The organism is Nonomuraea sp. JJY05, from assembly GCF_043496855.1.
Lineage (GTDB): Bacteria > Actinomycetota > Actinomycetes > Streptosporangiales > Streptosporangiaceae > Nonomuraea.
In genome coordinates this window covers 319,868-343,133 of record NZ_JBIEIS010000005.1, presented here as the reverse complement: position 1 = coordinate 343,133, position 23,266 = coordinate 319,868, and the positions used below count along the sequence as shown (strand labels likewise).

The following is a 23,266-nucleotide window of genomic DNA, read 5'->3' as shown; positions in this document are numbered from 1 at the left end:
CGGACGGGAGTGGGCGTCTGGCCGGGGGCGGGAGTGCGGTGCAGGAAGGTGGACCGGATGAGGGGGTGCGCGGGGGTAAGGGGGCGGCGCGGCCGGTGGCGCCGGTCAATCAGGAGGTGGCGGCCAGGTTCGGGCCTGAGTACAAGACGCTGCCGGCCGCTGTGGCAGGCGTCGACATCGAGCCGCTGATCGGGATCGCGTCGGCCGCCGACATCGCCGCCAAACGCAAGGGCATGATCGACTACATCTGGAAGGGCGCGGGCCGGCCGAAGACGCTCCCCACCGTCGAGACCGACGTGTCGGCCCCCGACTTCGCCTCCCTGACGGGTGTCCGCAGGGTCGACCGGCTGACGGTCCCGCTGCGGTACCAGGTGTCGGCCAAGGTGTACGACATCGTCCCGCGCCGCGCGTGGAACCGGCGCCTCGCCCTCTACCACAACGGCCACGGCGAGCCGTTCGACACCATGCTCCGCACCGTCCAGGCCCTGCTCGACCGCGGTTACCGGGTGATGGCGTACGCGATGCCGTTCCAGCACTGGAACCAGCAGCAGATCGCCGACCCCAAGGACCCCGCGAAGCTGCTGCCGAACCCCTCCCACCGCGAGCTCCCGCCCTGGGAGAGCGCCGAGTTCTCCGCCCTGACCTTCTTCCTCGAACCGCTCACGGTCACCCTCAACTACGCGCAGGCCACGTACCGGCCGGTCTCCGTCGAGATGATCGGCCTGTCGGGCGGCGGCTGGACGACGACGGTGTTCGCGGCGCTCGACCCGCGCGTCACCCGCAGCTACCCCACGGCCGGGTCGCTGCCGTTCTTCCTGCGTCCCGCCTCGCCCAAGCCGCGCCCCACCACCGGTGACTGGGAGCAGACCAAGGAGGCGCTGCCCGGCTTCTACGCCGCCGCTTCCGACGACTTCCTCGACATGTACGTGCTGGCGTCCGTCGGGCCGGGGCGCGGACAGGTGCAGATCCTCAACCGGTTCGACGAGTGCTGCTTCAACGGGGTCGGGCACCGTGTCTACCAGGCCCCGGTACGCGACCGGGTGGCGCTGCTCGCCGGCGGGCGGCCCGAGCACGGACGGTGGGAGCTCCTCGAGGACGCCACGCACGACGACCACACCATCTCGCCGTTCGCGCTGTCCGTCATCCTGTGGGACCTTGACACCACAAATGTCACAACCTAATATCAGAATATAGATACTCACTTGAATAGATATTCAAGTCAGATGGAAGGGCGTGCATGGCGGGTCGTACCTTTTCCCACCGTCGCAGAGTGATCGTCAACACCGACGCCAAAAACGAGGCGGACGACCAATTCGCCATCGTGCACGCCCTGCTCTCACCGAGCCTTGATATTCGCGGCCTGATCGCCGCACATTTCGGCAACCGCCACACCCGGTCGAGCATGGAGGAAAGCCGCGCGGAAATCGACCTGTTGCTGCGCTTGATGAAGCTCGACGGCACGGTCAGGGTCGAGGACGGCGCCCCGTACGCCCTGCACGACGTGGTCACGCCGGTCCCGTCGCCCGGCGCGGACCTGATCATCGAAGAGGCCATGCGGGACGTCCCCGAGCCGCTGTACGTGGCCTTCCTCGGCCCGCTGACCGACATGGCCTCGGCCCTGCTCCTGGAGCCGCGCATCGCCGAACGCGACGTGACCGTCATCTGGATCGGCGGCAACGGGTACGACGGGCGCGGCGGCCGGCCTGCCCGGCCGGAATTCAACCTGTCCAACGACATCGTGGCGGCCAACGTCGTGTTCTCCTCGGCGGTCAAGGTCTGGCAGGTCCCGGCGCCGACGTACCGGATGACGGCCGTCGGATACGCCGAGCTCGACGCGAAGGTGGCGCCGTACGGCGAGATCGGCGAGTACCTGGTGCGCCAGCTCGTCGAGTGGAACGAGCAGCACAGCGGGTCGATCGAGTTCCGCGCGCTCGGCGACTCCCCCGCGATCGGTCTGATGCTCCACCCCGACTGCGGCACGTGGGTGGAGCGGCCTGCCCCGAACTTCCGCCACGACGGGTCGTACGACTTCTCCCTCGAGAACCGGGCGATCCGTATGTACGACTCGATCGACGCGCGGTTCATCTTCGAGGACTTTTTCGCGAAGCTGCAGGCCTTCGCCCGGCGTTAACCAGGCGCGGTGGCGGGCGTTGGCCAGGCGCGGTGGTGGGAGGGAGGGGCGCGACGTGGGCTCGCTGACGTTCGGGAACGGGAACGGGAACGGGAGCGACGGCGGGGCGGACGGGCACCCCGACGGCGGTCTTCTGCGGCTCGGGGCGGCTCTGGTTGCAAGACGATGGTGCTGGGCCGACTACGGCGGCCGGGCAGGGGGCCGGTGGGGCTGGGTCGGCCATGGCCGGCGCTGCGCGGTGGGCCCCGCGCCCAGCCGGTGAGGCTGGGTCGGCTGTGGCGAGTGGGCCGTCGGATGAGGCTGGCGGGGCCAGGGGTGCCGCGGTCGGTGTGCGATCCCGGCGGATGCGGTCCGGGCGGATGCGGTCCCGGCGGGTGCTGTGCCGGCGGTTGCTGTGCCGGTGGGCGCGGTCCCGGCGGGTGCTGTGCCGGCGGGCGCGGTCCCGCTGGGTGCTGTGCCGGTGGGCGCTGTGCCGGGTGTCGGGTGGTGGGCTGTGCCACGTACCCGGGCCATCGTGGTGCGAGCGTCGCCGCGGGCTAGGAGAATGGCACTCGGCAGTGGCCCGGGCTCGCCACCGGACCAGCAGGAGCGGCGGAGCCGAAGCGGAGGCCAGCGATCGTGGGAGCTGACAGTCAGTTCGAGAAGGGCCGCTCCGGCGGCGAGCCCATGAGGTTCAGCGGTCGCCGGCTCGGCCAGGAGTCGGAGCGTATGCGGCTCCTGGTGCGGGTCGCCCGCCTCTACCACGAGCACGGGGTGCGCCAGCCGCAGATCGCGGCGCAGCTGCGCATCTCGCAGCCGCGGGTGTCGCGGCTGCTCAAGGAGGCCGCGGAGATCGGCATCGTACGCACGGTGGTCGTGGTGCCCAGCGGCGTGCACGCGTTACTGGAGGAGGATCTCGAGCGCAAGTACGGCGTGGAGCAGATCATCGTCGTGGACGCCACCGGCGACAACCACGACGTGGTGGCCGCGCTGGGCTCGGCCGGCGCCACGTACCTGGACGCCACCCTGATCGGCGGCGAGCATCTGGGCATCTCGTCCTGGAGCGCCAGCCTGCTGGCCACGGTGGAGGCCATGCAGCGCCGCCCCGTGCAGGTGGCGGAGGAGGTCGTCCAGCTCATCGGCGGGGTGGGCAAGGGGTCCGCGCAGGTCCAGGCCACCCGCCTGGCCGCCCATCTGGCCGACCTCACGGGCGCCGAGCCCGTCTTCCTGCCCGCGCCCGGCCTGGTCGGATCCGCGGCCGCCCGGCAGGCGCTTTCGGACGATCATGTCGTACGGCAGGTCGTGGATGCGTGGTCGCGGCTGACCACAGTGCTGGTGGGGATCGGGAGCCTGGATCCGTCGCCGCTGCTGCGTGACAGCGGCAACGCCATCTCGGAGGAGGACTTCGAGGCGCTGCGGGAGATGGGGGCGGTGGGGGACGTGTGCCTGCGCTTCTTCGACGCCGAGGGACGGCTGATCCCCTCGCCGCTCGAGGAGCGCATCCTTGGCATCTCGGCCGCTGACCTGCTCCGGGTGCCACGGCGGATCGCCATCGCGGGGGGTCGGCGGAAGACGGCGGCCGTTCGGGCGGCGCTTCGTGGGGGTTGGGTGAACACTCTCATCACGGATGTGGGTGTGGCCGAGCAGCTCCTGAAGGACTGACTTTCACCTGGTGTTAGGGGCTGCGTCGCTGGGCCTGCCTCGCTGGGGCTGCCTCGTCGAGGGCGGCCTAGCCGAGGGCCGAACTGAGGGCCGAACTGAGGGCCGAGCCGGGCGGGGGCAGCGGGGCCGATGAGTGCCGAGGTCCGATAAGGGCTGAGGGCCGGTGAGAGCAGGGGCACCGGAGGGCGCGGCGGCTGGACGCCTTGCACCGTGCGCTGAGCCGTGCTCGCGTGCCGGAGGCCGTCGTCTTGGGTGCCGGAGGCCGTCGTCTTGGGTGCCGGAGGCCGTCGTCTTGGGTGCCGAAGGCCGTCGTCTTGGGTACCGGAGGCGTCGTCTTGGGTGGCGGGGATCGCCAGGCTTGGTTGCGGAGGTCGCCGGGATCATGCGGTGGCGGGCGGCGATCCAGCGTGGACGGAGGGCGTCGAGCTCGTGTGGCGGGGGTCGCCGGGCTTGCAGGGCTGGCGGCGATCTTGCGTGCCGAGAGCGTCGCCGGGCTTGCGGGGTGGGGCGATCCCACGTGCCGGAGGCTGTCCGTCTTGGGTGGCGAAGGTCGCCGAGCTTGCGGGGCGAGGGAGCGGCAATCCCGCGTGGCGGAGGGCGGCGATCCCGCGTGGCGGAGGGCGGCGGGCTTGGGTGGCGGAGGGTGGCGGGCTTGGGTGGCGGAGGGTGGGGCGGCTGGAGGTCGGTGTGAGGGGGGTGGGCGGGTTCGGGTGGGTGGGGGGAGTTGACGCCGGGTCCTGGCTGGGTTGGAAAGCGCTCTTGACAGTCACAACGGTGTCGTTCACGATGTGATGAATCCACTCCATTCATGGCTGAATAAAAATTCTCACCTACCGACAGCGTGGTCCGGAGTCGTGCCGAATGGTGGCACAGCCCTGCCTATTCGGGCGGAAAGAGAGCGTTTCCCATGACCGAGGCCGACGGCTTCGACCTTCAGCAATCAGAATTAAGTCGTCGCAATTTCGTACGCTCGGCCGCATTGGTCACCCCCGCCGTGGCATGGGCCGGAGCGGCGCAGGCGGCCGCCCCGGAGCCGAGCCGGAGCCCGAGTCCGAGCGCCGGGGGCGCGGCGAAGGTGCCCGCCTTCCCCGGGGCCGAAGGGGCCGGGAAGTACACCACCGGCGGTCGTGGCGGCGCGGTCTATGAGGTGACGTCGCTCGACGACTCCGGGCCGGGGTCGCTGCGGGAGGCCGTGGCGAAGTCCGACGGGACGGTCGTCTTCAGGGTGTCCGGCAACATCAAGCTCAAGGGCGGGCTCGACATCACCGGCTCCAACCTCACCATCGCCGGCCAGACCGCCCCGGGTCACGGCATCTGCGTCACCGGCAACGAGACGAAGATCCGCGGCAACAACGTCATCGTCCGCTACCTGCGGTTCCGGGGCGGCGACGAGCTCGGCACCCCCATCGACACCTTCGGCGCCCGAGGCGTCAAGGACGTCATCATCGACCACTGCTCCTTCAGCTGGGGCGTGGACGAGTGCTTCTCCGTGTACGGCGTCACGAACGTGACCGTCCAGTGGTGCATCATCTCCGAGGGCCTGACGAACTCGGTGCACCCGAAGGGCCGCCACGGCATGGGCGGCTTATGGGGCGGCGACAACGTCACGTACCACCACAACCTGCTCGTCCACCAGAACGCCCGCAACCCCCGCTTCAGCTTCACCGAGGGCATGTCCATGGTGGTGGACCACCGCAACAACGTGATCTACAACCACGGGATCACGTCCTGCTACGGCGGCGAGTGGTCGAACGGCGTCAACATGGTCGGGAACTACTACAAGCCGGGCCCCAACACGCTGCCCGCGATCGCCAGGGAGATCGTGGCGCCCGGCCGGTTCGGGCAGTGGCACGTCAGCGGCAACGAGGTGGAGGGCCACCCGGACATCACGGCCGACAACACCAAGGGCATCACGTACCCGATCGGCGGGATCACGTTGCTGCCGAAGCCGGTGGAGTTCGAGAACGGGATCACCGAGCAGACGCCGCAGCAGGCGTTCGCGACCCTGCTGGAGCAGGCCGGGGCCATCCTGCCGCGGCGGGACGCCATCGACGCGCGGCTGGTCAACGAGGTGCGCACCGGCGCCGGGCGGCACATCAACTCGCAGAAGGACGTGGGCGGCTGGCTGCCGTTGCCGGCCGAGGTGCCCGCTCCGGCCGACAGCGACCACGACGGCATGCCGGACGAGTGGGAGACCGCCCAGGGGCTGAACCCGGAGAACGCCGAGGACGCCAAGGCCGTGGACGGCAGCGGGTACACCAACCTGGAGCGCTACCTGAACTCCATCCAGCGGTCCGGGGCCCGCAACCCCGAGGTGGCGATCACCTCCCCCAAGGTCGACCAGGTGTTCGCGGCGGCGCAGGACAAGCAGTCCGTCGTCGTCCAGGCCGCCGCCAAGGCCTTGGACGGCGCGTCCATCGCCAAGGTCGAGTTCTTCCACGGTGACGAGAAGATCGGCGAAGCCACGGCGGCGCCGTACCAGGCGACCTGGGCGGACGCCACCGACGGCGACCACTGCCTCACGGCCAGGGCCACCGACAGCACGGGGACCGCCACCACCTCCTCACTCGTGCCGATCCACGTCACCCGCACCAGGACGCACACGGGGTGGAAGGTCCAGGACGTCGGCAGGGTGCCGATCCCGGGCAGCACGGCGCTCAAGGACGACGTGTTCACTCTCAAGGGATCGGGGAAGATCGCGGGCTGGAACGACTCCTTCCACTTCGCCTACCAGCCGGTCGGGTTCAGCAGGCGCGGCGAGGTCATCGAGATCACCGCGCGGGTCGACAGCGTGAGCGCGGCGCACGTCGAGGCCGTGGCCGGGATCATGGTGCGCCAGGACCTCGCGCCGAACTCGCCGTTCATGATGGCCGGCATCGCGTACGCGGCGAACGGCGACGTGGGCGGCGGCATGCGCGCCAAGGCCATCAGGGTGGCCTCGACCGGCAAGGAGCCCAGCGTCGGCGTCTACCCGGCCCTCAGCGAGGATCCGCTGTCGAAGAAGCCGTACTGGCTGCGCCTGGTCTGCCGGAGCCTGCCGACGGGCGGCGACAACGAGTTCGAGGCCTTCCTCTCGGACAACTCGCTGAACTGGACGCGCATCGGCTACGAGCGCGTCGTCATGCGAACCAGCCGGTTCTACGTCGGCCTGGCCGTGGACGGCAACCAGGAGGCGAACGGCGTACACCCCTACACCACGGCGACCTTCAGCCTGGTGAAGGTCAATCGTTAGAACGGAGCACCCCATGACCCAGCACCCGTTGACGAGGAGGAACCTCCTCCGCGGCGGCGGTCTCCTCCTGCTGACGACCGCCTCCGGCTGCAGCTTCTTCGACACCAGCCCCGACACGGGCGGCGCCGCCCAGGCCGCCGACATGTCCGCCAAGGAGTCCCCGGCGCTCGCGCAGCTGGTCAAGAGCGGCAAGCTGCCCCCGCTGGAGCAGCGCCTGCCGAAGAACCCGCTCGTCGTCACGCCGCTGAAGGAGCCGGGCACGTACGGCGGCACCTGGGCCTCGGCCATCGTCGGCGAGGACGACATCGACTGGCTGACCAACACCCTCGGGTACGAGCCGCTCGTCAGGCTCAAGCCCGGCACGAACGGCCAGAAGGGCCCCGACGACATCGTGGCCAACGTGGCGGAGTTCGAGGTCAGGAACGACGGCCGGGAGTACGTCTTCCGCCTCCGCGAGGGCCTCAAGTGGTCGGACGGCCAGCCGTGCACCGCCGACGACCTGATGTTCGCCTTCGAGGACGTGGCCACGTACCACGACCTGCACACCACCGGCATCTACGACCTCTACCTGGAGAACGGCAGCACCACCGAGCGGGTGAAGGTCGAGAAGGTGGACGAGCGGACCGTCCGCTACGTCTACAAGGAGCCGAAGGCGGGCTTCCTGTTCCAGATCGCGGTCGCGACGTTCGAGCGGCCCGGCCCGATCGGGTTCCTGCTGCCCAAGCACTACCTCAAGCAGTTCCACAAGAAGTACAACCCGGACGTCGACAAGCTCGCCAAGGACGAGCAGCTGGAGGACTGGACGCAGCTGTTCATGCTCAAGCAGGACCCGTGGCACAACGCCGACCAGCCCACGCTGCACGCCTGGAAGGTGAGCAACCCGGTCGGCAAGGGCACGGCGCTGGTGGCCGAGCGCAACCCGTACTACTGGAAGGTCGACCAGCAGGGGCGCCAGCTCCCCTACATCGACCGCTACCGGGCGGAGGTGCTGGGCGACGTCGAGGTCGAGCTGCTGAAGATCATGAACGGCGAGATCGGCATGCAGCTGCGCAACTTCAACACGCCGGAGAACAAGCCGCTGATCTCCCAGAACGCCGCCAAGGGCAAGTACCGGCTGTTCGACGTGCCGAGCCGGCTCAGCAACACGATGATCATCCAGTTCAACCAGACGATCGCGGACGACAAGCTGCGCAAGCTGTTCCAGGACAAGGACTTCAGGATCGGGCTGTCGTACGCGATCAACCGCAAGGAGATCATCGACGGCGTGTACGCGGGCCAGGGCGAGCCGTGGCAGGCCGCCCCGTCCAAGCGGAACGTGGCCTACGACGAGGCGTTCGCCAAGCAGTACACCGAGTTCGACGCGGCGAAGGCGAACGAGCACCTCGACCAGGCCGGGCTGACCAAGAAGGACGCCGACGGCAAGCGCCTGGGCCCCGACGGCAAGCCGCTGGTCGTCACGGTCATGGCCAGCACCGACTTCCCGCACCACACCGAGGCGCTGGAGTTCGTCAAGAAGGGCTGGGAGGCGGTCGGGGTCGGGCTCCGGGTGGACCCGGTCGCGGGCACGCTGTTCACCGAGCGCACGATGGCGAACCAGCCGCAGGCCTCGGCGTACACGTGCAGCGACTTCGACATCATCACGGGCACCGGCGGCGACCACTACTACGTGCCGAGCAACTCCGGCAGCGCCCGCTACGCCATCCGCTGGGCGCAGTGGTACGGCAGCAAGGGCAAGGCCGGCGACGAGCCGCCCAGGGAGGTGCGCGACCAGCTGGAGGCGTTCACCGCGATGCGCACCGAGTACGACCCCGCCAAGGCGATCGAGTCCGCCAAGAAGGTCGTCGAGATCGCGGCGCAGCAGTTCTACGCGATCGGGATCAGCACCTACCCGGACGAGTACGGCATCGTGTCGAACAGCTTCAAGAACGTGCCCGACTCGATGGCCGCCGCCCCCACCAACCCCGGGCCGACCCAGCCCGAGCAGTACTCCCTCTGAGGGGCCGACGTGCTGGGCTACTTCGGCCGCCGCCTGGTCTACGTGGTGGTGACGCTCTGGGCGATCTCGATCGTCACGTTCGTCATCATCAACCTGCCGCCGGGCGACTACGTCTCGACGCTCGTGGCCAACGCGCAGGCGGGCGGCGAGGGCATCACCCCGGCGGAGATCGCCAACCTCAGGCACCGGTACGGCCTCGACGACCCGCTCCTGCTGCAGTACTGGCGCTGGATCACGGCGATCCTGCTGCACGGCGATTTTGGTCAATCGTTTGCCTGGAACCAGGCGGTCTCCACCCTCATCGGCGAGCGGGTAGCGCTGTCGGCGATGCTGTCGATCAGCTCGCTGCTCATGGTCTGGGCGATCGCGTTCCCGATCGGCATCTACAGCGCGGTCAAGCAGTACTCGTGGGGCGACTACGGGGCGAGCTTCCTGGGGTTCATCGGCATGGCGGTGCCGGAGTTCATGCTGGCGCTGGTCCTCATGTACGTCGGCTTCCGCTTCTTCGGCCAGAGCGTCGGCGGCCTGTTCTCCCCCGAGTTCCAGGACGCCGCCTGGAACCTGGGCAAGGTCCTCGACCTGCTCGGCCACCTCTGGGTGCCGATCGTGGTGATCGGCGTGTCGGGCACCGCCGGCATGATCCGGGTGACCCGGGCGAACCTGCTGGACGAGCTCTACCGCCCGTACGTGCACACGGCCAGGGCCAAGGGCCTGCCGGAGTGGAAGCTGCTGCTGAAGTACCCGGTGCGGATGTCGCTCAGCCCGTTCTTCAGCACGGTCGGCTGGCTGCTGCCCGGCCTGATCGGCGGGGAGACGATCGTGTCGGTGGTCATGAGCCTGCCGACCGGCGGCCCGCTGCTGCTCAACGGCGTCATGAACCAGGACATGTACCTGGTCGGCAGCTTCATCATGATCCTCAGCACGCTGACCGTGATCGGAACCGTGCTGAGCGACCTGGCGCTGGCGTGGTGGGACCCGCGAATCCGCAAACGGTACAAGAGAGAGTAGCGCCACATGTTCCTCAGGCGACCGACCAAGGAAGTGGGAACGCTGCCGCAGTGGCGGCTGATGTGGCGGCAGTTCCGCAGGCACCGGCTCGCGCTGGCCGGGATGGCCATCCTGGTGCCGGTGTATTTCGTGGCGATCTTCGCGGAGTTCTTCGCGCCGATGTCCAGCGCGACCGCGAACACGTCGATGACGTACGCGCCCCCGCAGGTGCTGCGCTTCTCGGGCGACCTCGGCCTGTACGTGCAGGGCTACCGCACCGAGCGCGACCCGAAGACGTACGAGCAGCGCTACACCGAGGATCCCGGCAGGCGGATCGACGTCGGGCTGTTCGTGCACGGCGACGAGTACGAGCTGCTGGGCCTGATCCCGTCGGACCTCCACCTGATCGGCCCGGTCGCCAAGGGCGAGCCGGTCTTCCTGGTGGGCTCCGACCAGAACGGGCGCGACCTGCTGTCCAGGCTCATCCACGGGGCCCGGGTGTCGCTGTCGATCGGCCTGGTGGGGGTCGCGGCCAGTTTCTTACTCGGCATGCTCATAGGCGGCATATCTGGATATTTCGGGGGCGGCGTGGACAACGCCGTGCAGCGGGTCATCGAGTTCCTCATCGCGATCCCGACCCTGCCGCTCTGGATGGCGCTCTCGGCCGCGCTCCCGACCGACTGGGGACCACTGACCAGGTATTTCGCCATCACGGTGATCCTGTCGCTGATCGGGTGGACCGGGCTGGCGCGTGACGTGCGCGGGCGCTTCCTGTCGCTGCGCGAGGAGGACTTCGTCATGGCCGCCCGGCTGGACGGCGTGGGCCGCCTGTCGATCATCTTCCGGCACATGATCCCGTCGTTCGCCAGCCACATCATCGCTTCGCTGTCGCTGGCCATCCCGAGCATGATCCTCGGCGAGACGAGCCTGAGCTTCCTCGGGCTCGGCCTGCAGGCGCCGGCGGTGAGCTGGGGCGTGCTGCTGGAGGGCGCCCAGAACGTCCGCGTCGTCGCGAACGCGCCCTGGCTGCTGGCGCCGGGCGTCGCGGTGGTGATCGTCGTGGTCGCCATGAACTTCTTCGGGGACGGTCTGCGCGATGCCGCCGATCCGTACGGAGCGGCGAGCCGAGCCCGGAGAAGGAAGCCCTTCTGGCGTGACCGCGGAGGGCGACAGTGAGCGCGACCATCGGCGCAGCAACAGGAGGGTTCGGCGTGGCCGCAGACGACGTGCTGCTTGAGATCGAGGACCTGCGTACCCACTTCCTGCTCGACGACGGCGTGGTGTGCGCGGTGGACGGCGTGGACCTGCGGGTGCACAGGGGTGAGACGCTGGCCATCGTCGGCGAGTCCGGCTGCGGCAAGAGCGTCATGGCCCGCTCGATCCTGCGCCTGGTGGACCCGCCGGGCCACATCGAGGGCGGCCGGATCACGCTGCACCGCGAGGGCGGCCCCGTCGAGCTGGTCGGCGCGGACCGCAGGCTGCTGCGGCAGGTCAGGTGGCGGGACATCGCGATGGTGTTCCAGGAGCCGATGGCCTCGCTGAGCCTGGTGCACACGATCGGCAGCCAGATCGTCGAGGCGGTCCGGCTGCACGAGAACGTCGGCAAGGCCGCCGCCCGGCAGCGCGCGATCGAGATGCTCGACCGGGTCGGCATCCCCATGCCGCAGCGCCGGGTGGACGCCTACCCGTTCGAGCTGAGCGGCGGGATGCGGCAGCGCGCGATGATCGCGATGGCGCTGTCGTGCCGGCCGAGCCTGCTCATCGCCGACGAGCCCACGACGGCGCTGGACGTGACCACCCAGGCGCAGATCCTGGAGCTGCTGCGGGATCTGCAGGCGGACTTCGGCATGGCGATCATGCTGATCACGCACGACCTGGGGGTGGCCGCGCAGGTGGCCGACAGCATGGCGGTCATGTACCTGGGCCGGGTCGTGGAGTACGGGGCGGCCGAGCAGGTGCTGGCCGCGCCCCGGCATCCGTACACGCGGGCGCTGCTGCGCTCGATGCCCCGGCTCGGGCGGGTCTCGCGGACCCGGCTGACGGCGATCAAGGGCATGGTGCCCCCGCCGTACGCGCGCCCTGACGGCTGCGCGTTCCACCCGCGCTGCGACTCCGTCGTGGCCGGGAAGTGCGAGGTCGTGCTGCCGCGCCGGGTCCCCATGGCCGACCGCGAGGTCTCCTGCCTGCTCTACGAGGAGGAAGCGTGAGCACGGAACCCCTGCTCAGCATCGAGGGGCTGACCAAGCACTTCCCGATCCGCAGCGGGCTGCTGGGCCGCCAGGTGGGCGCGGTCAAGGCGGTGGACGAGGTCGACCTGACCATCGAGCCGGGCAGCACGCTCGGCCTGGTCGGCGAGTCCGGCTGCGGCAAGACCACGCTCGGCCGGTGCATCGTGCGGGCGCACGACCCGACCGGCGGGCGCATGCTCTACCGGCGGCCGGACGGCTCGGTCATCGACGTGGCGGGGCTGAAGGAGAAGGAGCTCAAGCCGTACCGGGCGCAGGTACGGATGATCTTCCAGGACCCGCACTCCTCGCTCAACCCGCGCAAGACCCTGCGCGAGATCATCGGCGAGCCGATGCGGGCCCACGGGTACGGCTCCAGGGAGGAGATCGACGAGCGCGTCGGCGAGCTGCTCGACCGGGTGGGCCTGCGCCCCGAGTACGCCAACCGCTACCCGCACGCCTTCAGCGGCGGCGAGCGGCAGCGGGTCGGGATCGCGCGGGCGCTGGCCCTGTCGCCCCGGCTGGTGGTGGCCGACGAGGCCGTGAGCGCGCTGGACGTGTCGGTCCGCGCCCAGATCCTGAACCTGCTGATGGACCTGCAGGCGGACTCGGGGCTGGCCTACCTGTTCGTCAGCCACGACCTGGGCATCGTCGAGCACGTCTCGGACGTGGTCGCGGTCATGTATCTCGGCAAGGTCGTCGAGCAGGGGCCCACCGAGGAGCTGTACACGCGGCCGCTGCACCCGTACACCGAGGCACTGCTGTCGGCGGTGCCCGACCCGGACCCGGCGGCCAAGCGGCACCGGGAACGGATCAAGCTGCTGGGCGACATCGCCGACCCGGCGCACGTGCCGCCGGGCTGCCCGTTCCATCCCCGCTGCGTGTACGCCAGGGACACCTGCCGTACGGAGCCGCCACCGCTGCGCGAGGTCGGCGGCCGCCAGGTGGCCTGCCACCTGGCCGAGGAGCTGGAGCTGCGCGGCGTGGCGGATCCGGACGTACGGGAGGTGAACGCATGAACGACCCCCGCTTCGACGGCATCATCCGGCCGTCGGCGGATCTCCCGGGCATGCGCGAGGCGCTGCTGCCCGCGCCGCACGGCCCGGACAACCACGCCGCCAACCTGCTGCGCACGCGGGGCGGCGACCTGCTGTGCACCTGGTTCAGCGGCCCCGAGGAGGGCCACCCCGGCACGGACGTCGTGCTGTCGCGGCTGACCGGTGACCGCTGGGAACCGCCCCAGGTGATCGCCGCCGACCCGGAGCGCAGCGAGCAGAACCCGGTGCTGTTCGAGGTGGACGGGCTGCTCTGGCTGCTGCACACCTCCAGCGAGCCGTACGACCAGAAGAGCGCGCACGTCGTGGCCAGGACCTCGGCGGACGCCGGACGTACGTGGAGCGGGCCCCGGGTGCTGCTCGCCGAGCCCGGGATCTTCGTGCGGCACCCGCCGCTGATCCTCGACGACGGCACCTGGCTGCTGCCCGCCTACCACTGCGGGGCCTCCGGCGACCGCAGCGTCGTCGCGGTCAGCGCCGACGGCGGGCGCACGTGGGCCGAGCACCCGGTCCCGGGCAGCCGCGACCTGGTGCAGATGACGATCGCGCGGCGGCCGGGCGGCCGGCTGCTCGCGCTGTTCAGGGACCGGAGGGCGGGCCGCATCCACGCCTCGGCCTCCGCCGACGGCCGTACGTGGCCGGCTCCCGAACGGACCGACCTGCCGAACAACGACTCCTCCGTCCAGCTCACGAGGGTGGATGGCCGGCTCGCGCTCGTCTACAACGACGCGAGCCTGGAGCGCGACCAGTTCAGATGGGTGACCAAGAACGGGGAACGGCGCAGGAAGGCACTGCGCACCCCGCTGGTCCTCGCGGTGTCGGAGGACGGCGGGACCAGCTGGCCGCACCGGCGGGTGCTGCAGGACGCCGACCCCGAGTACTGGCAGAACGAGCTCGGCTACTCCTACCCGAGCGTCATCGACGGCGGCGGCGGACGCCTCCACGTCGCCTTCTCCTACCTGCGGAAGACCATCAAATACCTGGAGATTGGCCAGCCATGAGATTCAGGCAGAGCATCTTGTACGGCGCGTTGGCGGCGGCCGTGGCCGTCCCGTCGTACCTCACCGATGACGGCGGCGGCGTGGTGCGGGTGGAGCCGACCGGCTCGTACGCCTGCCGCCAGGACGTGGCCGCCCCCGACCCGAACGTGCCCAAGGTTCACGCTGCCGCGATCGCGCAGGCGCCGACGGGCGACATCCTGACCGTCTACTACGGCGGCACCTCGGAGGGCGCGCCCAACCAGGCGCTCTACCTGTCGCGCCTGGCGGTGGGCAAGAAGACCTGGTCCAAGCCCGAAGCGGTGTTCGACGAGCCGGGCAAGGCCGACGGCAACCCGGTGCTGTGGTCGGACGGCAAGCGCCTCTACCTGTTCTTCGTGACGATCGAGGGGCACGGCTGGGAGCAGGCGCCGATCCGGCTGATCACCTCGGACGACGGCGGCCACACCTGGAGCCCGCCCTCCTACATCCGCAAGGAGTGGGGGTGGATGGTCGGCACCAACCCGATCCGCATGTCGAACGGGGAGGTGCTGGTGCCGATCTACGACGAGGCGGAGTCCAGCTCCGGCTTCTACGTCTTCAGCCAGGACATGAGCTCGTGGAAGGCGTATCCGGAGGAGCACACGAGCTGGATCAAGACGGCGAAGAGCTCGATCCAGCCGACGGTCGTCGAGGTGGAGCCGGGCAAGCTGGTCGCCTACATGCGCACCGGCGACGGCGCGATCCACAAGAGCGTGTCGACCGACTTCGCCCGCACCTGGAGCGCGCCCGTCGCCGAGCCCATCGGCAACCCGAACTCGCGGATCGCCGCGCTCAAGCTGGACAACGGCAAGCTGGTGCTGGCCTACAACCCCTGGGTCGAGCACCGCTCCCCCATGCGGGTGTCGCTGTCTCCCGACAAGGGCCGCACCTGGGAGAACTCCGTCGACGTGGAGGCGCAGTCGGGGCCGCAGTTCACCTATCCGGTGCTGACGCAGAGCCGCGACGGCTTCATCCACATGGTCTATTCCTACAACCGCAACAACATCCGGCACGTCGTCTTCAACGAGGCCTACCTCCGTGACGCCGTGGGCCTGCTGTCGAACTGGCCCGAGCACACGATCACCGAATTCAAGAACGGCGTCCGGCGGAATGTCGTGCGCCAGTGCAGCTACACGCCTTCCAACGGGGAGACCCAATGAACAACAAGGCCCGCGGGCTCGCGCTGCTCGCCCTCGCTCTGACCGTCGTCGCCGCTCCCGCGAACGCCTCGGCGGCAGCCTGCAAGGACGTGCCCAACAAGTACAACAAGCCGTTCAGCGTCTGCGACGACGAGCTGTTCGTCTTCGCGGCCAACTACAAGCCGTTCGAGGCCACCGCCGACGACAACCGGCAGGCGAGCAAGGTCTTCGACGAGGTCATCGGCAACAAGCTGCGCGCCGCGTTCCCCGACGTCAAGATCAAGTACGCGACCTGGGACTACCCGGTCCGCTACGAGGACCTCAAGAAGGCCGGCGTCACGCCCGACATCGTCATCGACGACCCGCGTACCCGCATCGACCGCGACCTGGAGCCGCTGGGCTGGGTCGGCGACCTGACGCCGTCGCTGCAGCAGGCCGGCATCGACCTGAGCAAGCTGAACAAGGCGGCCGTCGAGCTGGTCAAGTCGCGCTCCGACGGCGGGGTGTACGGGGTGCCGCTGTTCATCGACGAGCACGTGCTGCTCTACAACAAGAAGATCTTCGACAGGTTCCGGGTGCCGTACCCGAAGGCGGGCCAGACGTACGACGAGGCGTACCGGCTGGCCAAGAAGCTCACCCGGGACGACGGGCTCGACCACTACAAGGGCTACATGCAACACCCCGACCAGTACCTCGAGTTCAACCAGCTCGGGCTCTACCCGTTCCTGCCGGCCACGAGCGAGGAGCCCAAGCCCGAGGACGTCAAGGTGAGCATCACCGGCGCCGGGTGGAAGCAGCAGGTGGAGAGCCTGTACCGGTTCCTGATGATCCCGCGCAACGAGTTCACCACCGTGAACGACTTCCTGAAGGGCGACATGGCCAAGCCGGGCCACCTGGCGATGGCGGTGGACACGCTGTCCCGGCTGAACATGTACGCCGGCCGGGAGCTGTTCATCGAGGACGGGGACGAGGAGCAGTTCAAGGAGGACGCGAAGAGCGTCTCCATCGGCGTCTCCACGGTTCCGGTGCTCAAGGCGGGCTCGAAGGCGGTCTACCAGCCCAACAGCCGGGCCGCGTTCATCCCGCCGGCGGCGCCGCACAAGGACCAGGCGCTGCGGATCGTGAAGTGGCTGGTGTCGGAGGAGGCCCAGACGGAGCTGTCGAAGCAGGGCATCAAGGCCGTGCTGCAGACCGACGCCGTCGTGTCGAACTTCGGCAAGAGCGTCCCCGAGCTGGCGGGCCTCGACACCTCGGCCGTCTACTGGGGTGAGAACGCCACCGTGCAGAACTACCAGAACACCGAGTACTGGGACCTGCCCCTGTGGCAGGTCTTCCGCCAGCACGTCCTGCGCGACGGCATGACACCCGAGCAGTCGCTGACGGTCACCGAGCAGGACGGCATCCCCGCCTACATCAAGGCGCAGGCCGCCGCTGGGAAGGACTGGTGACCTTTCCCGCGACCGTGGAGCGCTGGGGCGTCCACGAGATCGAGCTGGCCGGACCGGCAGGCGGCAACCCCTTCGTGGAGGTTCGCCTGTCGGCCCGGTACCGCTACCGCAACCGCGTCGTGGAGGCCGAGGGCTTCTACGACGGCGACGGTGTCTACCGCGTCCGGTTCATGCCGGACGCGGTGGGTCCGTGGCGGTTCACGACCGTCAGCAACGTGAGCGAGCTGGACGGGCACGCGGGCGACTTCGAGGTGACGCCCGCCTCCGCCGGCAACCACGGGCCCGTGCGGGCCGTGGGGACGGGGTTCGCCTACGCCGACGGGACGCCGTACCTGCCGTTCGGGACGACCTGCTACCACTGGACGCACGACATGGACGAGGACCGCGAGCGCGAGACGCTGCGGACGCTGGCGGCCTCGCCGTTCAACAAGCTCCGCATGTGCGTGCTGCCGACGGGCCAGATGGCGCCCCCCGAGGTGCCGTTCGCCGGGCGGGACCCCGACGGGCTGGACAAGAGCCGGTTCAATCCGGCCTTCTTCCGCCACTTGGAGGCCAGGATCCGCGACCTGCGCGACCTTGGGGTCGAGGCCGACGTGATCCTCTTCCATCCGTACGACGGCGGCCTGCGCGGGGTCGAGGACATGGGCCGGGAGACCGACCACGCCTACCTGCGCCACGTCATCTCCCGCCTGGCCGCCTACCGCAACGTGTGGTGGTCGGCCGCCAACGAGTACGACTTCAACCGCGCCAAGACCGTGCGCGACTGGGACGACATCCTGCGCACGATTCAGCGGCTGGACCCGTACGAGCACCTGCGTTCCATCCACAACGGGACCCGGATGTACGAGGTGGCGTCGCTGTACGACAACACCAGGCCGTGGATCACCCACCAGAGCATCCAGCACTGGGACGCCACGCTGACGGACGGGTGGCTGCGCGCCTGCCCCAAGCCGGTGGTGATCGACGAGATCTCCTACGAGGGGAACATCGGCAGACGCTGGGGCAACGTCACCGGTGCCGAGCTGGTGGACCGGTTCTGGGAAGGCATGACCCGCGGCGGCTACGTGGGGCATGGCGAGAGCCTGGCCGGCTTCCAGGAACGGGCGTGGATCGGCAACGGCGGCGGACTGTACGGGGAGAGCCCGCCCAGGATCGCGTTCCTGCGCGAGGTCATGGAGACCCGCCGCGACGGCGTGCACCTGCGCTATATCGGGCGGCGGCAGCCGTCCTCCGTGACCGTCGAGCTCCCGGCGGGGGACTACGAGGTGGAGCTGATCGACGCCTGGAACATGACGATCACCCCGGTGGACGGGGTGCACCGGGACCAGGTGCGCGTCGGGCTGCCACGCCGGCCGTACCTGGCGCTGCGAATGACGAGGGTGTGATCATGGTTTCGATGGCGACCACCGCGCTCGGCTGGCACCTGCAGGACGACAAGCGGCGGGCGCGGACGCTGGCCACGCTGGAGTCGTCGCCGTTCGACCGGGTGCGGATGGCGGCGTTCGCGACCCGGTGCTCGCTGGACTCGCTGGAGGAGCGGGTGGCGGAGCTGGGCGCGATCGGCGTGACGGGCGAGCTGGTCCTGCTGCACCCCTCCGACGGCGTCGGCGACGTGGACGCGGCCGCCCGCCTGGTGGCGGAGGTGGTGCCGCGGCTGGCCGCGCACGCGAACGTGTGGTGGTCGCTGGCGGCCGATGCCACCCTTTTCCCTGAGATTTCCGAACATGATTGGGTACGTCTCGCCGATCTGGTCGCCGAGGAGGATCCCGGGCACCACCCGCTGTCGATCACCGCCGAGGCGGGGGCGCCGCTGCTGTGGCGGCGCGCGTTCACGCACGGCAGCGTGGCCGCGCGCAGCCCGCGCGACGCCTGGGTGCTGACGCGCGACCACTACAAGCCGGTGCTCATGGACATGTGCGGGTACGAGGGGGACTCGGACGATCCATGGCACAGCCTGACCCCCGAGGAGGTCGTCGCCCAGGCGTGGGACGGGTCGGTGCGGCGCCGGTACGTCACGCACGGGGAGTCGTACCTCGACGACGAGGGGCTGACCTGGTCGGAGGCCGGCGGCACGCTGGTGGGCTCGGCCGTGGCGCGGCTGGGGCTGCTGCGGGAGGTCATCGCCGAGACGCCCGCGCAGGCGCGTTACCGGGATCGGGACGCGCCGATGCTGGAGGTGCCCGGCGAGTTCTACCTGGAGTACTGCGGGGAGCACCGGTTCCCGGAGCGGGTGTACGAGGTGCCGGCCGGGCGGTACGAGGTCGAGGTGATCGACACGTGGCAGATGACGGTCGGCTCGCTGGGGATCCAGGAGGGCGAGACGCTGACGGTCCCGCTGCCGGCCATCGGCGCCCAGGCCGTCCGCCTCAGGCGGCGCCCATGACGGCGCCGGCGCCCGGCGTCGTCGCCGCCCTCGCCGAGCCGGGCGGGAAGCTCGTCGAGGTGGTGCCCGGCGAGGGCGGCCCCGAGGTGCGGCTGTGCCACCGCGACGCGGACGGCCCGCACCTGCGGGCGCCGCTGCGCGGCCTGCTCACCGCCTCCACCGGCCGCCCCTGGCGGATCGAGCACCCGGCCTCCGTCCACGTCGCGCCCCGGGGCGAGGCCATGGTGGTGACGGCGCGGACGGGACCGCTCGGGGCCCGATTGGAGCTGGCCTTCACCCCCGACGGCCTGCTCGCCCTCACCGCCACCTGGTCCAACGACTGCGAGCACGAGGTGACCGACGTGGCGGCGGGCCTCCTGCTCCCCCTCCCCACCGCCGACGCCAACGTCACCGTGCCCGGCGTCCTCTACAACGGCAACCCCTCCTCCGACCCCCGCCGCAGGGTCCCCCGCGTCGAGCCGGGCGGCGGGTTCGTGTGCGAGCTGGACCGCCTGCCCGTCCCCGCCGTCAACGCCGCCTGGTCCGGCCGGTACGTCAGCCTCTTCGCCCACCCGGCCCCCCGCCGCGACGCGGAGGGCAAGGTCACCTACGGCTCCCTGGGCGTCATCAGGTCGCCGGGCCTCACGGTGGCGGCCATGACCGGCGTGATCATGTTCGACGGCAGGCCCGACGTCTGCTACGTCAGCAAGGCCGAGGTGGCCGACGCCCCGATCGGCTACCGGAACCTGGCCCCGGGCGAGACGATCACCACCAGGCACACCCTCGACTGGGGCCCGGTCGAGCCGCGCGGCCACGGCTTCAGGAAGATCGTCCACACGCGGCTCTACCAGGAGGACGACGGCGCCCGCCCGCTCGCCCGGGAGGACATCGTCCGCCTCAAGGCCGGGGCCATGGACGCGCGCTGGACCGGCCACGGCTACCTCGCCTACGAGGGCACCCGCCACGGACGGCCCCGGTCGTACCTGTACGGCTGGACCGGCCAGTGCCTGAAGCTCGCGTTGTGCGACGCCCTGCTCGGCCGCCCGGAGCGGACCCGCCGGGCGGCGGACTTCTACGTCGAGGGCAGCCGGACGCCGGTCCCGGGGCTGCGGCACGGCCGGTACCTGCTCGACGACGGCAGGTGGGAGATGTTCCGCAAGGACGGCGCGGACTTCGTCTCCAGCCGCGCCCACGGCGAGACGGTCGCCGACCTGGCCGGGATCGCGCTGCACTTCCGGGAGGCGGGGCTGCCGGTCCCGCCCGCGTGGGAGCAGGCCGTGGAGGAGGCCGCCGCCTTCTTCTGGCGGACCAGGCTCCAGGAGGGCATCGTCCCGATCGGCTGGACGCCGGACGGGCGGCCGTTCTCGACGATGGTCAGCGCGGCCGGCATCGCCTGCGTCCAGGCCATGCTGGGCGCGTACCGGCTGGGCGGCGAGCGGGTGTGGCTGCGGCGCGCCGAGGAGGTGCTGGGCCGCTACCACCGGCTGCACGCGGCCACGTTCGAGCGGCCGTTCGCGCACGCCACGCTGGACGCCTCCGGCGAGGACAAGGAGGCCGGGATGTACTACTTCCTGGCCGCCTTCGAGCTCTACCGGCTCACCGGCCGCGACCTCTACGCGCGGTGGGCGCAGGCGGCGGCGGACTGGCTGCTGACGTTCGTCTACGTCTGGTCGCCGGAGTTCGACGCGGGCAGCACGTTCGAGCGGCGCGGGTTCAAGGCGTGCGGCTGGCCGTCGGTCAGCGTGCAGAACCACCACCTCGACGTGTTCTTCCCGACCTCCGAGCTGATGGAGTTCGGCCTGCTGACCGGCGGTCCCCGGTACGCGGCCAGGGCCGAGACGATCCTGCACGCCATGGGCCAGGGCATCTGCCGCGAGCCCGGCGACTGGGGCTTCGAGACGCCCGGCGAGCAGGGAGAGGGTTTCTTCCAGACGAACTGGCAGCGCAAGGGCGAGGCGAACACGTGGAACCCGTCCTGGGTGATCGCGCTGCCCCTCTACCACGCGCTACGCATGAGGAAGGTGGCATGAACGAGGAAGAGGCGTGGCGGTACGCCGACGAGCTGCGCGAGCGGGTGCGCCCGCCGGAGTTCCCCGACCGCTGGTTCGACGTCACGGACTTCGGCGGCTCGGGGGGCACGTGGACGGGGGCGTTCCACGCCGCGATCGAGGCGTGCCACCGGGCGGGCGGCGGCCACGTGCGGGTGCCGCCGGGCACCTACCCCACCGGCGCCGTCCACCTGCTCAGCAACGTGGACCTGCACGTGGAGGCGGGCGCGACGATCCTGTTCAGCACCGACCCCGCCGACTACCTCCCGGCCGTCTACACCCGCTTCTCGGCCATCGAGTGCTACAACTACTCCCCCTTCGTCTACGCCTACGGCCAGGAGAACATCGCGATCACCGGCGCCGGGACGCTCGACGGCGGGGCGGGGCCCGAGCACTGGTGGCCGTGGGTGGGCACGCCGGAGTTCGGCTGGCGGCCGGGCACGCCGCACGAGGCCGCCGACTGGGCCGCGCTGCAGCGGATGGCCGCGCGGAACGTGCCCGTCGAGGAGCGCGTGTTCGGCGCGGGCCACTACCTGCGGCCCAACCTGATCCAGCCGTACCTGTGCCGCAACGTGCTGGTCGAGGGCGTGCGCATCGTGCGCTCCCCCATGTGGGAGATCCACCCGGTCCGCTGCGAGAACGTCCTGGTCAGGAACGTGACGATCCACTCGCGCGGGCCCAACAACGACGGCTGCGACCCCGAGTCGTGCCGCTCGGTGGTGATCTCCGGGTGCGTGTTCGACGTGGGCGACGACTGCGTCGCGATCAAGGCGGGGCGCGGCCCCGACGGACGGCGGGTGGGGGTGCCGTGCGAGGACGTGCTGATCGAGGACTGCGACATGCGTCACCGGTACGGCTCGGTCGCGATCGGCACGGACACGACCGGCGGGATCCGCAACGTCTTCGTCCGCCGCTGCCGCTGGGGCGGGCCCGGCCTGTACTTCGGGCTCTACATCAAGACGAACTCGGTGCGCGGCGGCTTCGTGGAGAACGTCTTCGTCAAGGACATCGAGATCAGCGGGCTGACCAAGGAGGCGGTCTCGATCGATCTCTACCACGGCGACGGCCACAACGGCGACGAGGCCCCGCTCATCCGCAACATCAACGTCGCGGGGGTGCGCAGCGACCGGACGCGCAGCGCGTACCTGTTGCGGGGCTACCCCGAGCAGCCGCTGCGGGAGATCACGATCAGGGACAGCTCGTTCACCGGGGTGCTGCGGGCCGACGTGGCACAGGACGTCGAGGGCCTGTCGATCAGCGGCGTCACCGTGGCCGCCGCGTCTCATGAGTAGGCCTCGGCCTGGGCGCTGTAGAGGGTGGCGTACCGGCCGGACAGTGCCATCAGCTCCTCGTGGGAGCCCTGCTCGGTGACCCGGCCCTCCTCCAGGACGATGATGTGGTCGGCGCTGCGGACGGTGGAGAAGCGGTGCGAGACCAGCAGCGTGATCCGGCCGTGCCCCGTGGCCGCGTGGCGCAGGAAGTGCTCGTACAGCTCGTGCTCGGCCTGCGGGTCGAGGGCGGCGGTGGGCTCGTCCAGCACCAGCAGCAGCGGGTGCGGCCGCATCAGCGCGCGGGCCAGGGCCAGCCGCTGCCACTGGCCGTGCGACAGCTCGGCACCCGCGTAGAGCCGGCCGAGCTGGGTGTCGATGCCGTCGGGGAGCTGCTCGGCGACGGGCGCGGCGCCGGCCCTGTCCAGGGCCCGCGTCACCGCGGCGGTGTCGTCGATCGACGGCAGCCAGCCGGCGCCGACCGCCTGCCGCAGCGGGAGCTGGAACTTCACGAAGTCCTGGAAGACGCCGGTCAGCCGCTGCCGCCAGGCCTCCAGGTCCAGTTCGGCGAGCGGTACGCCGTCGGCGGCGATGTGGCCCTCCGTGGGCGCGTACATGCCGCTGAGCAGCTTGACCAGGGTGGTCTTGCCGGCTCCGTTGCCGCCCACCAGGGCGACCGTGGAGCCGGCGCGCAGGGTCAGGTCCACTCCGGACA

General features: G+C 70.4%; 17 protein-coding genes. 16 read left to right on the top strand and 1 reads right to left on the bottom strand.

Going from position 1 to position 23,266, the window contains the following annotated elements:
• The first annotated feature begins 65 nt into the window (after positions 1-65).
• The 16 genes from ACFKCF_RS09345 to ACFKCF_RS09270 all read left to right on the top strand — a co-directional run bounded on the left by ACFKCF_RS09345 (position 66) and on the right by ACFKCF_RS09270 (position 22,575).
• A complete protein-coding gene (locus ACFKCF_RS09345) occupies positions 66-1,181 on the top strand; it encodes a hypothetical protein (protein WP_394492561.1) in 1,116 nt (371 codons plus the stop codon).
• An 89-nt stretch (positions 1,182-1,270) separates the two neighbouring features.
• Positions 1,271-2,131, top strand: coding sequence for a nucleoside hydrolase (locus ACFKCF_RS09340; protein ID WP_394492560.1), 861 nt, complete (start codon positions 1,271-1,273; stop codon positions 2,129-2,131).
• Between the two features lie 618 nt (positions 2,132-2,749).
• Positions 2,750-3,772: a sugar-binding transcriptional regulator gene (locus ACFKCF_RS09335; RefSeq protein ID WP_394492559.1), complete on the top strand. Its 1,023-nt coding sequence runs from the start codon at positions 2,750-2,752 to the stop codon at positions 3,770-3,772.
• A gap of 907 nt (positions 3,773-4,679) precedes the next feature.
• Complete coding sequence (locus ACFKCF_RS09330) at positions 4,680-7,004, top strand: Ig-like domain-containing protein (RefSeq protein ID WP_394492558.1); 2,325 nt, start codon at positions 4,680-4,682, stop codon at positions 7,002-7,004.
• A gap of 13 nt (positions 7,005-7,017) precedes the next feature.
• Positions 7,018-9,000 carry an ABC transporter substrate-binding protein gene (locus tag ACFKCF_RS09325; protein ID WP_394492557.1) on the top strand — a complete coding sequence of 661 codons (1,983 nt, stop codon included), beginning with the start codon at positions 7,018-7,020 and terminating at the stop codon, positions 8,998-9,000.
• Between the two features lie 9 nt (positions 9,001-9,009).
• Positions 9,010-10,008: an ABC transporter permease gene (locus ACFKCF_RS09320; RefSeq protein WP_394492556.1), complete on the top strand. Its 999-nt coding sequence runs from the start codon at positions 9,010-9,012 to the stop codon at positions 10,006-10,008.
• Positions 10,009-10,014: 6 nt separating this feature from the next.
• Positions 10,015-11,163, top strand: coding sequence for an ABC transporter permease (locus tag ACFKCF_RS09315; RefSeq protein WP_394492555.1), 1,149 nt, complete (start codon positions 10,015-10,017; stop codon positions 11,161-11,163).
• Positions 11,164-11,198: 35 nt separating this feature from the next.
• Positions 11,199-12,194, top strand: coding sequence for an ABC transporter ATP-binding protein (locus ACFKCF_RS09310; protein ID WP_394492554.1), 996 nt, complete (start codon positions 11,199-11,201; stop codon positions 12,192-12,194).
• Positions 12,191-13,231 carry an ABC transporter ATP-binding protein gene (locus ACFKCF_RS09305; protein WP_394492553.1) on the top strand — a complete coding sequence of 347 codons (1,041 nt, stop codon included), beginning with the start codon at positions 12,191-12,193 and terminating at the stop codon, positions 13,229-13,231. The genes ACFKCF_RS09310 and ACFKCF_RS09305 overlap by 4 nt, the downstream gene beginning before the upstream one ends.
• Positions 13,228-14,268, top strand: a complete 1,041-nt coding sequence (locus ACFKCF_RS09300; RefSeq protein WP_394492552.1) for an exo-alpha-sialidase — start codon at positions 13,228-13,230, stop codon at positions 14,266-14,268. Before ACFKCF_RS09305 ends, ACFKCF_RS09300 begins: the two co-directional genes overlap by 4 nt.
• Positions 14,265-15,446: an exo-alpha-sialidase gene (locus ACFKCF_RS09295; RefSeq protein ID WP_394492551.1), complete on the top strand. Its 1,182-nt coding sequence runs from the start codon at positions 14,265-14,267 to the stop codon at positions 15,444-15,446. Before ACFKCF_RS09300 ends, ACFKCF_RS09295 begins: the two co-directional genes overlap by 4 nt.
• Positions 15,443-16,873, top strand: coding sequence for an ABC transporter substrate-binding protein (locus tag ACFKCF_RS09290; RefSeq protein WP_394492550.1), 1,431 nt, complete (start codon positions 15,443-15,445; stop codon positions 16,871-16,873). Before ACFKCF_RS09295 ends, ACFKCF_RS09290 begins: the two co-directional genes overlap by 4 nt.
• Positions 16,870-18,258, top strand: a complete 1,389-nt coding sequence (locus ACFKCF_RS09285; RefSeq protein WP_394492549.1) for a DUF5060 domain-containing protein — start codon at positions 16,870-16,872, stop codon at positions 18,256-18,258. The genes ACFKCF_RS09290 and ACFKCF_RS09285 overlap by 4 nt, the downstream gene beginning before the upstream one ends.
• Before the next feature lie 11 nt (positions 18,259-18,269).
• Positions 18,270-19,256, top strand: a complete 987-nt coding sequence (locus tag ACFKCF_RS09280; protein WP_394492548.1) for a DUF5605 domain-containing protein — start codon at positions 18,270-18,272, stop codon at positions 19,254-19,256.
• Positions 19,253-21,265, top strand: coding sequence for a hypothetical protein (locus ACFKCF_RS09275; RefSeq protein WP_394492547.1), 2,013 nt, complete (start codon positions 19,253-19,255; stop codon positions 21,263-21,265). Before ACFKCF_RS09280 ends, ACFKCF_RS09275 begins: the two co-directional genes overlap by 4 nt.
• Positions 21,262-22,575: a glycoside hydrolase family 28 protein gene (locus ACFKCF_RS09270; protein ID WP_394492546.1), complete on the top strand. Its 1,314-nt coding sequence runs from the start codon at positions 21,262-21,264 to the stop codon at positions 22,573-22,575. Before ACFKCF_RS09275 ends, ACFKCF_RS09270 begins: the two co-directional genes overlap by 4 nt.
• On the opposite strand, the gene ACFKCF_RS09265 is transcribed toward ACFKCF_RS09270, so the two are convergent.
• On the bottom strand, positions 22,566-23,266 hold a 701-nt coding region (locus ACFKCF_RS09265), incomplete at its 5' end, for an ATP-binding cassette domain-containing protein (protein ID WP_394492545.1). The genes ACFKCF_RS09270 and ACFKCF_RS09265 overlap by 10 nt on opposite strands.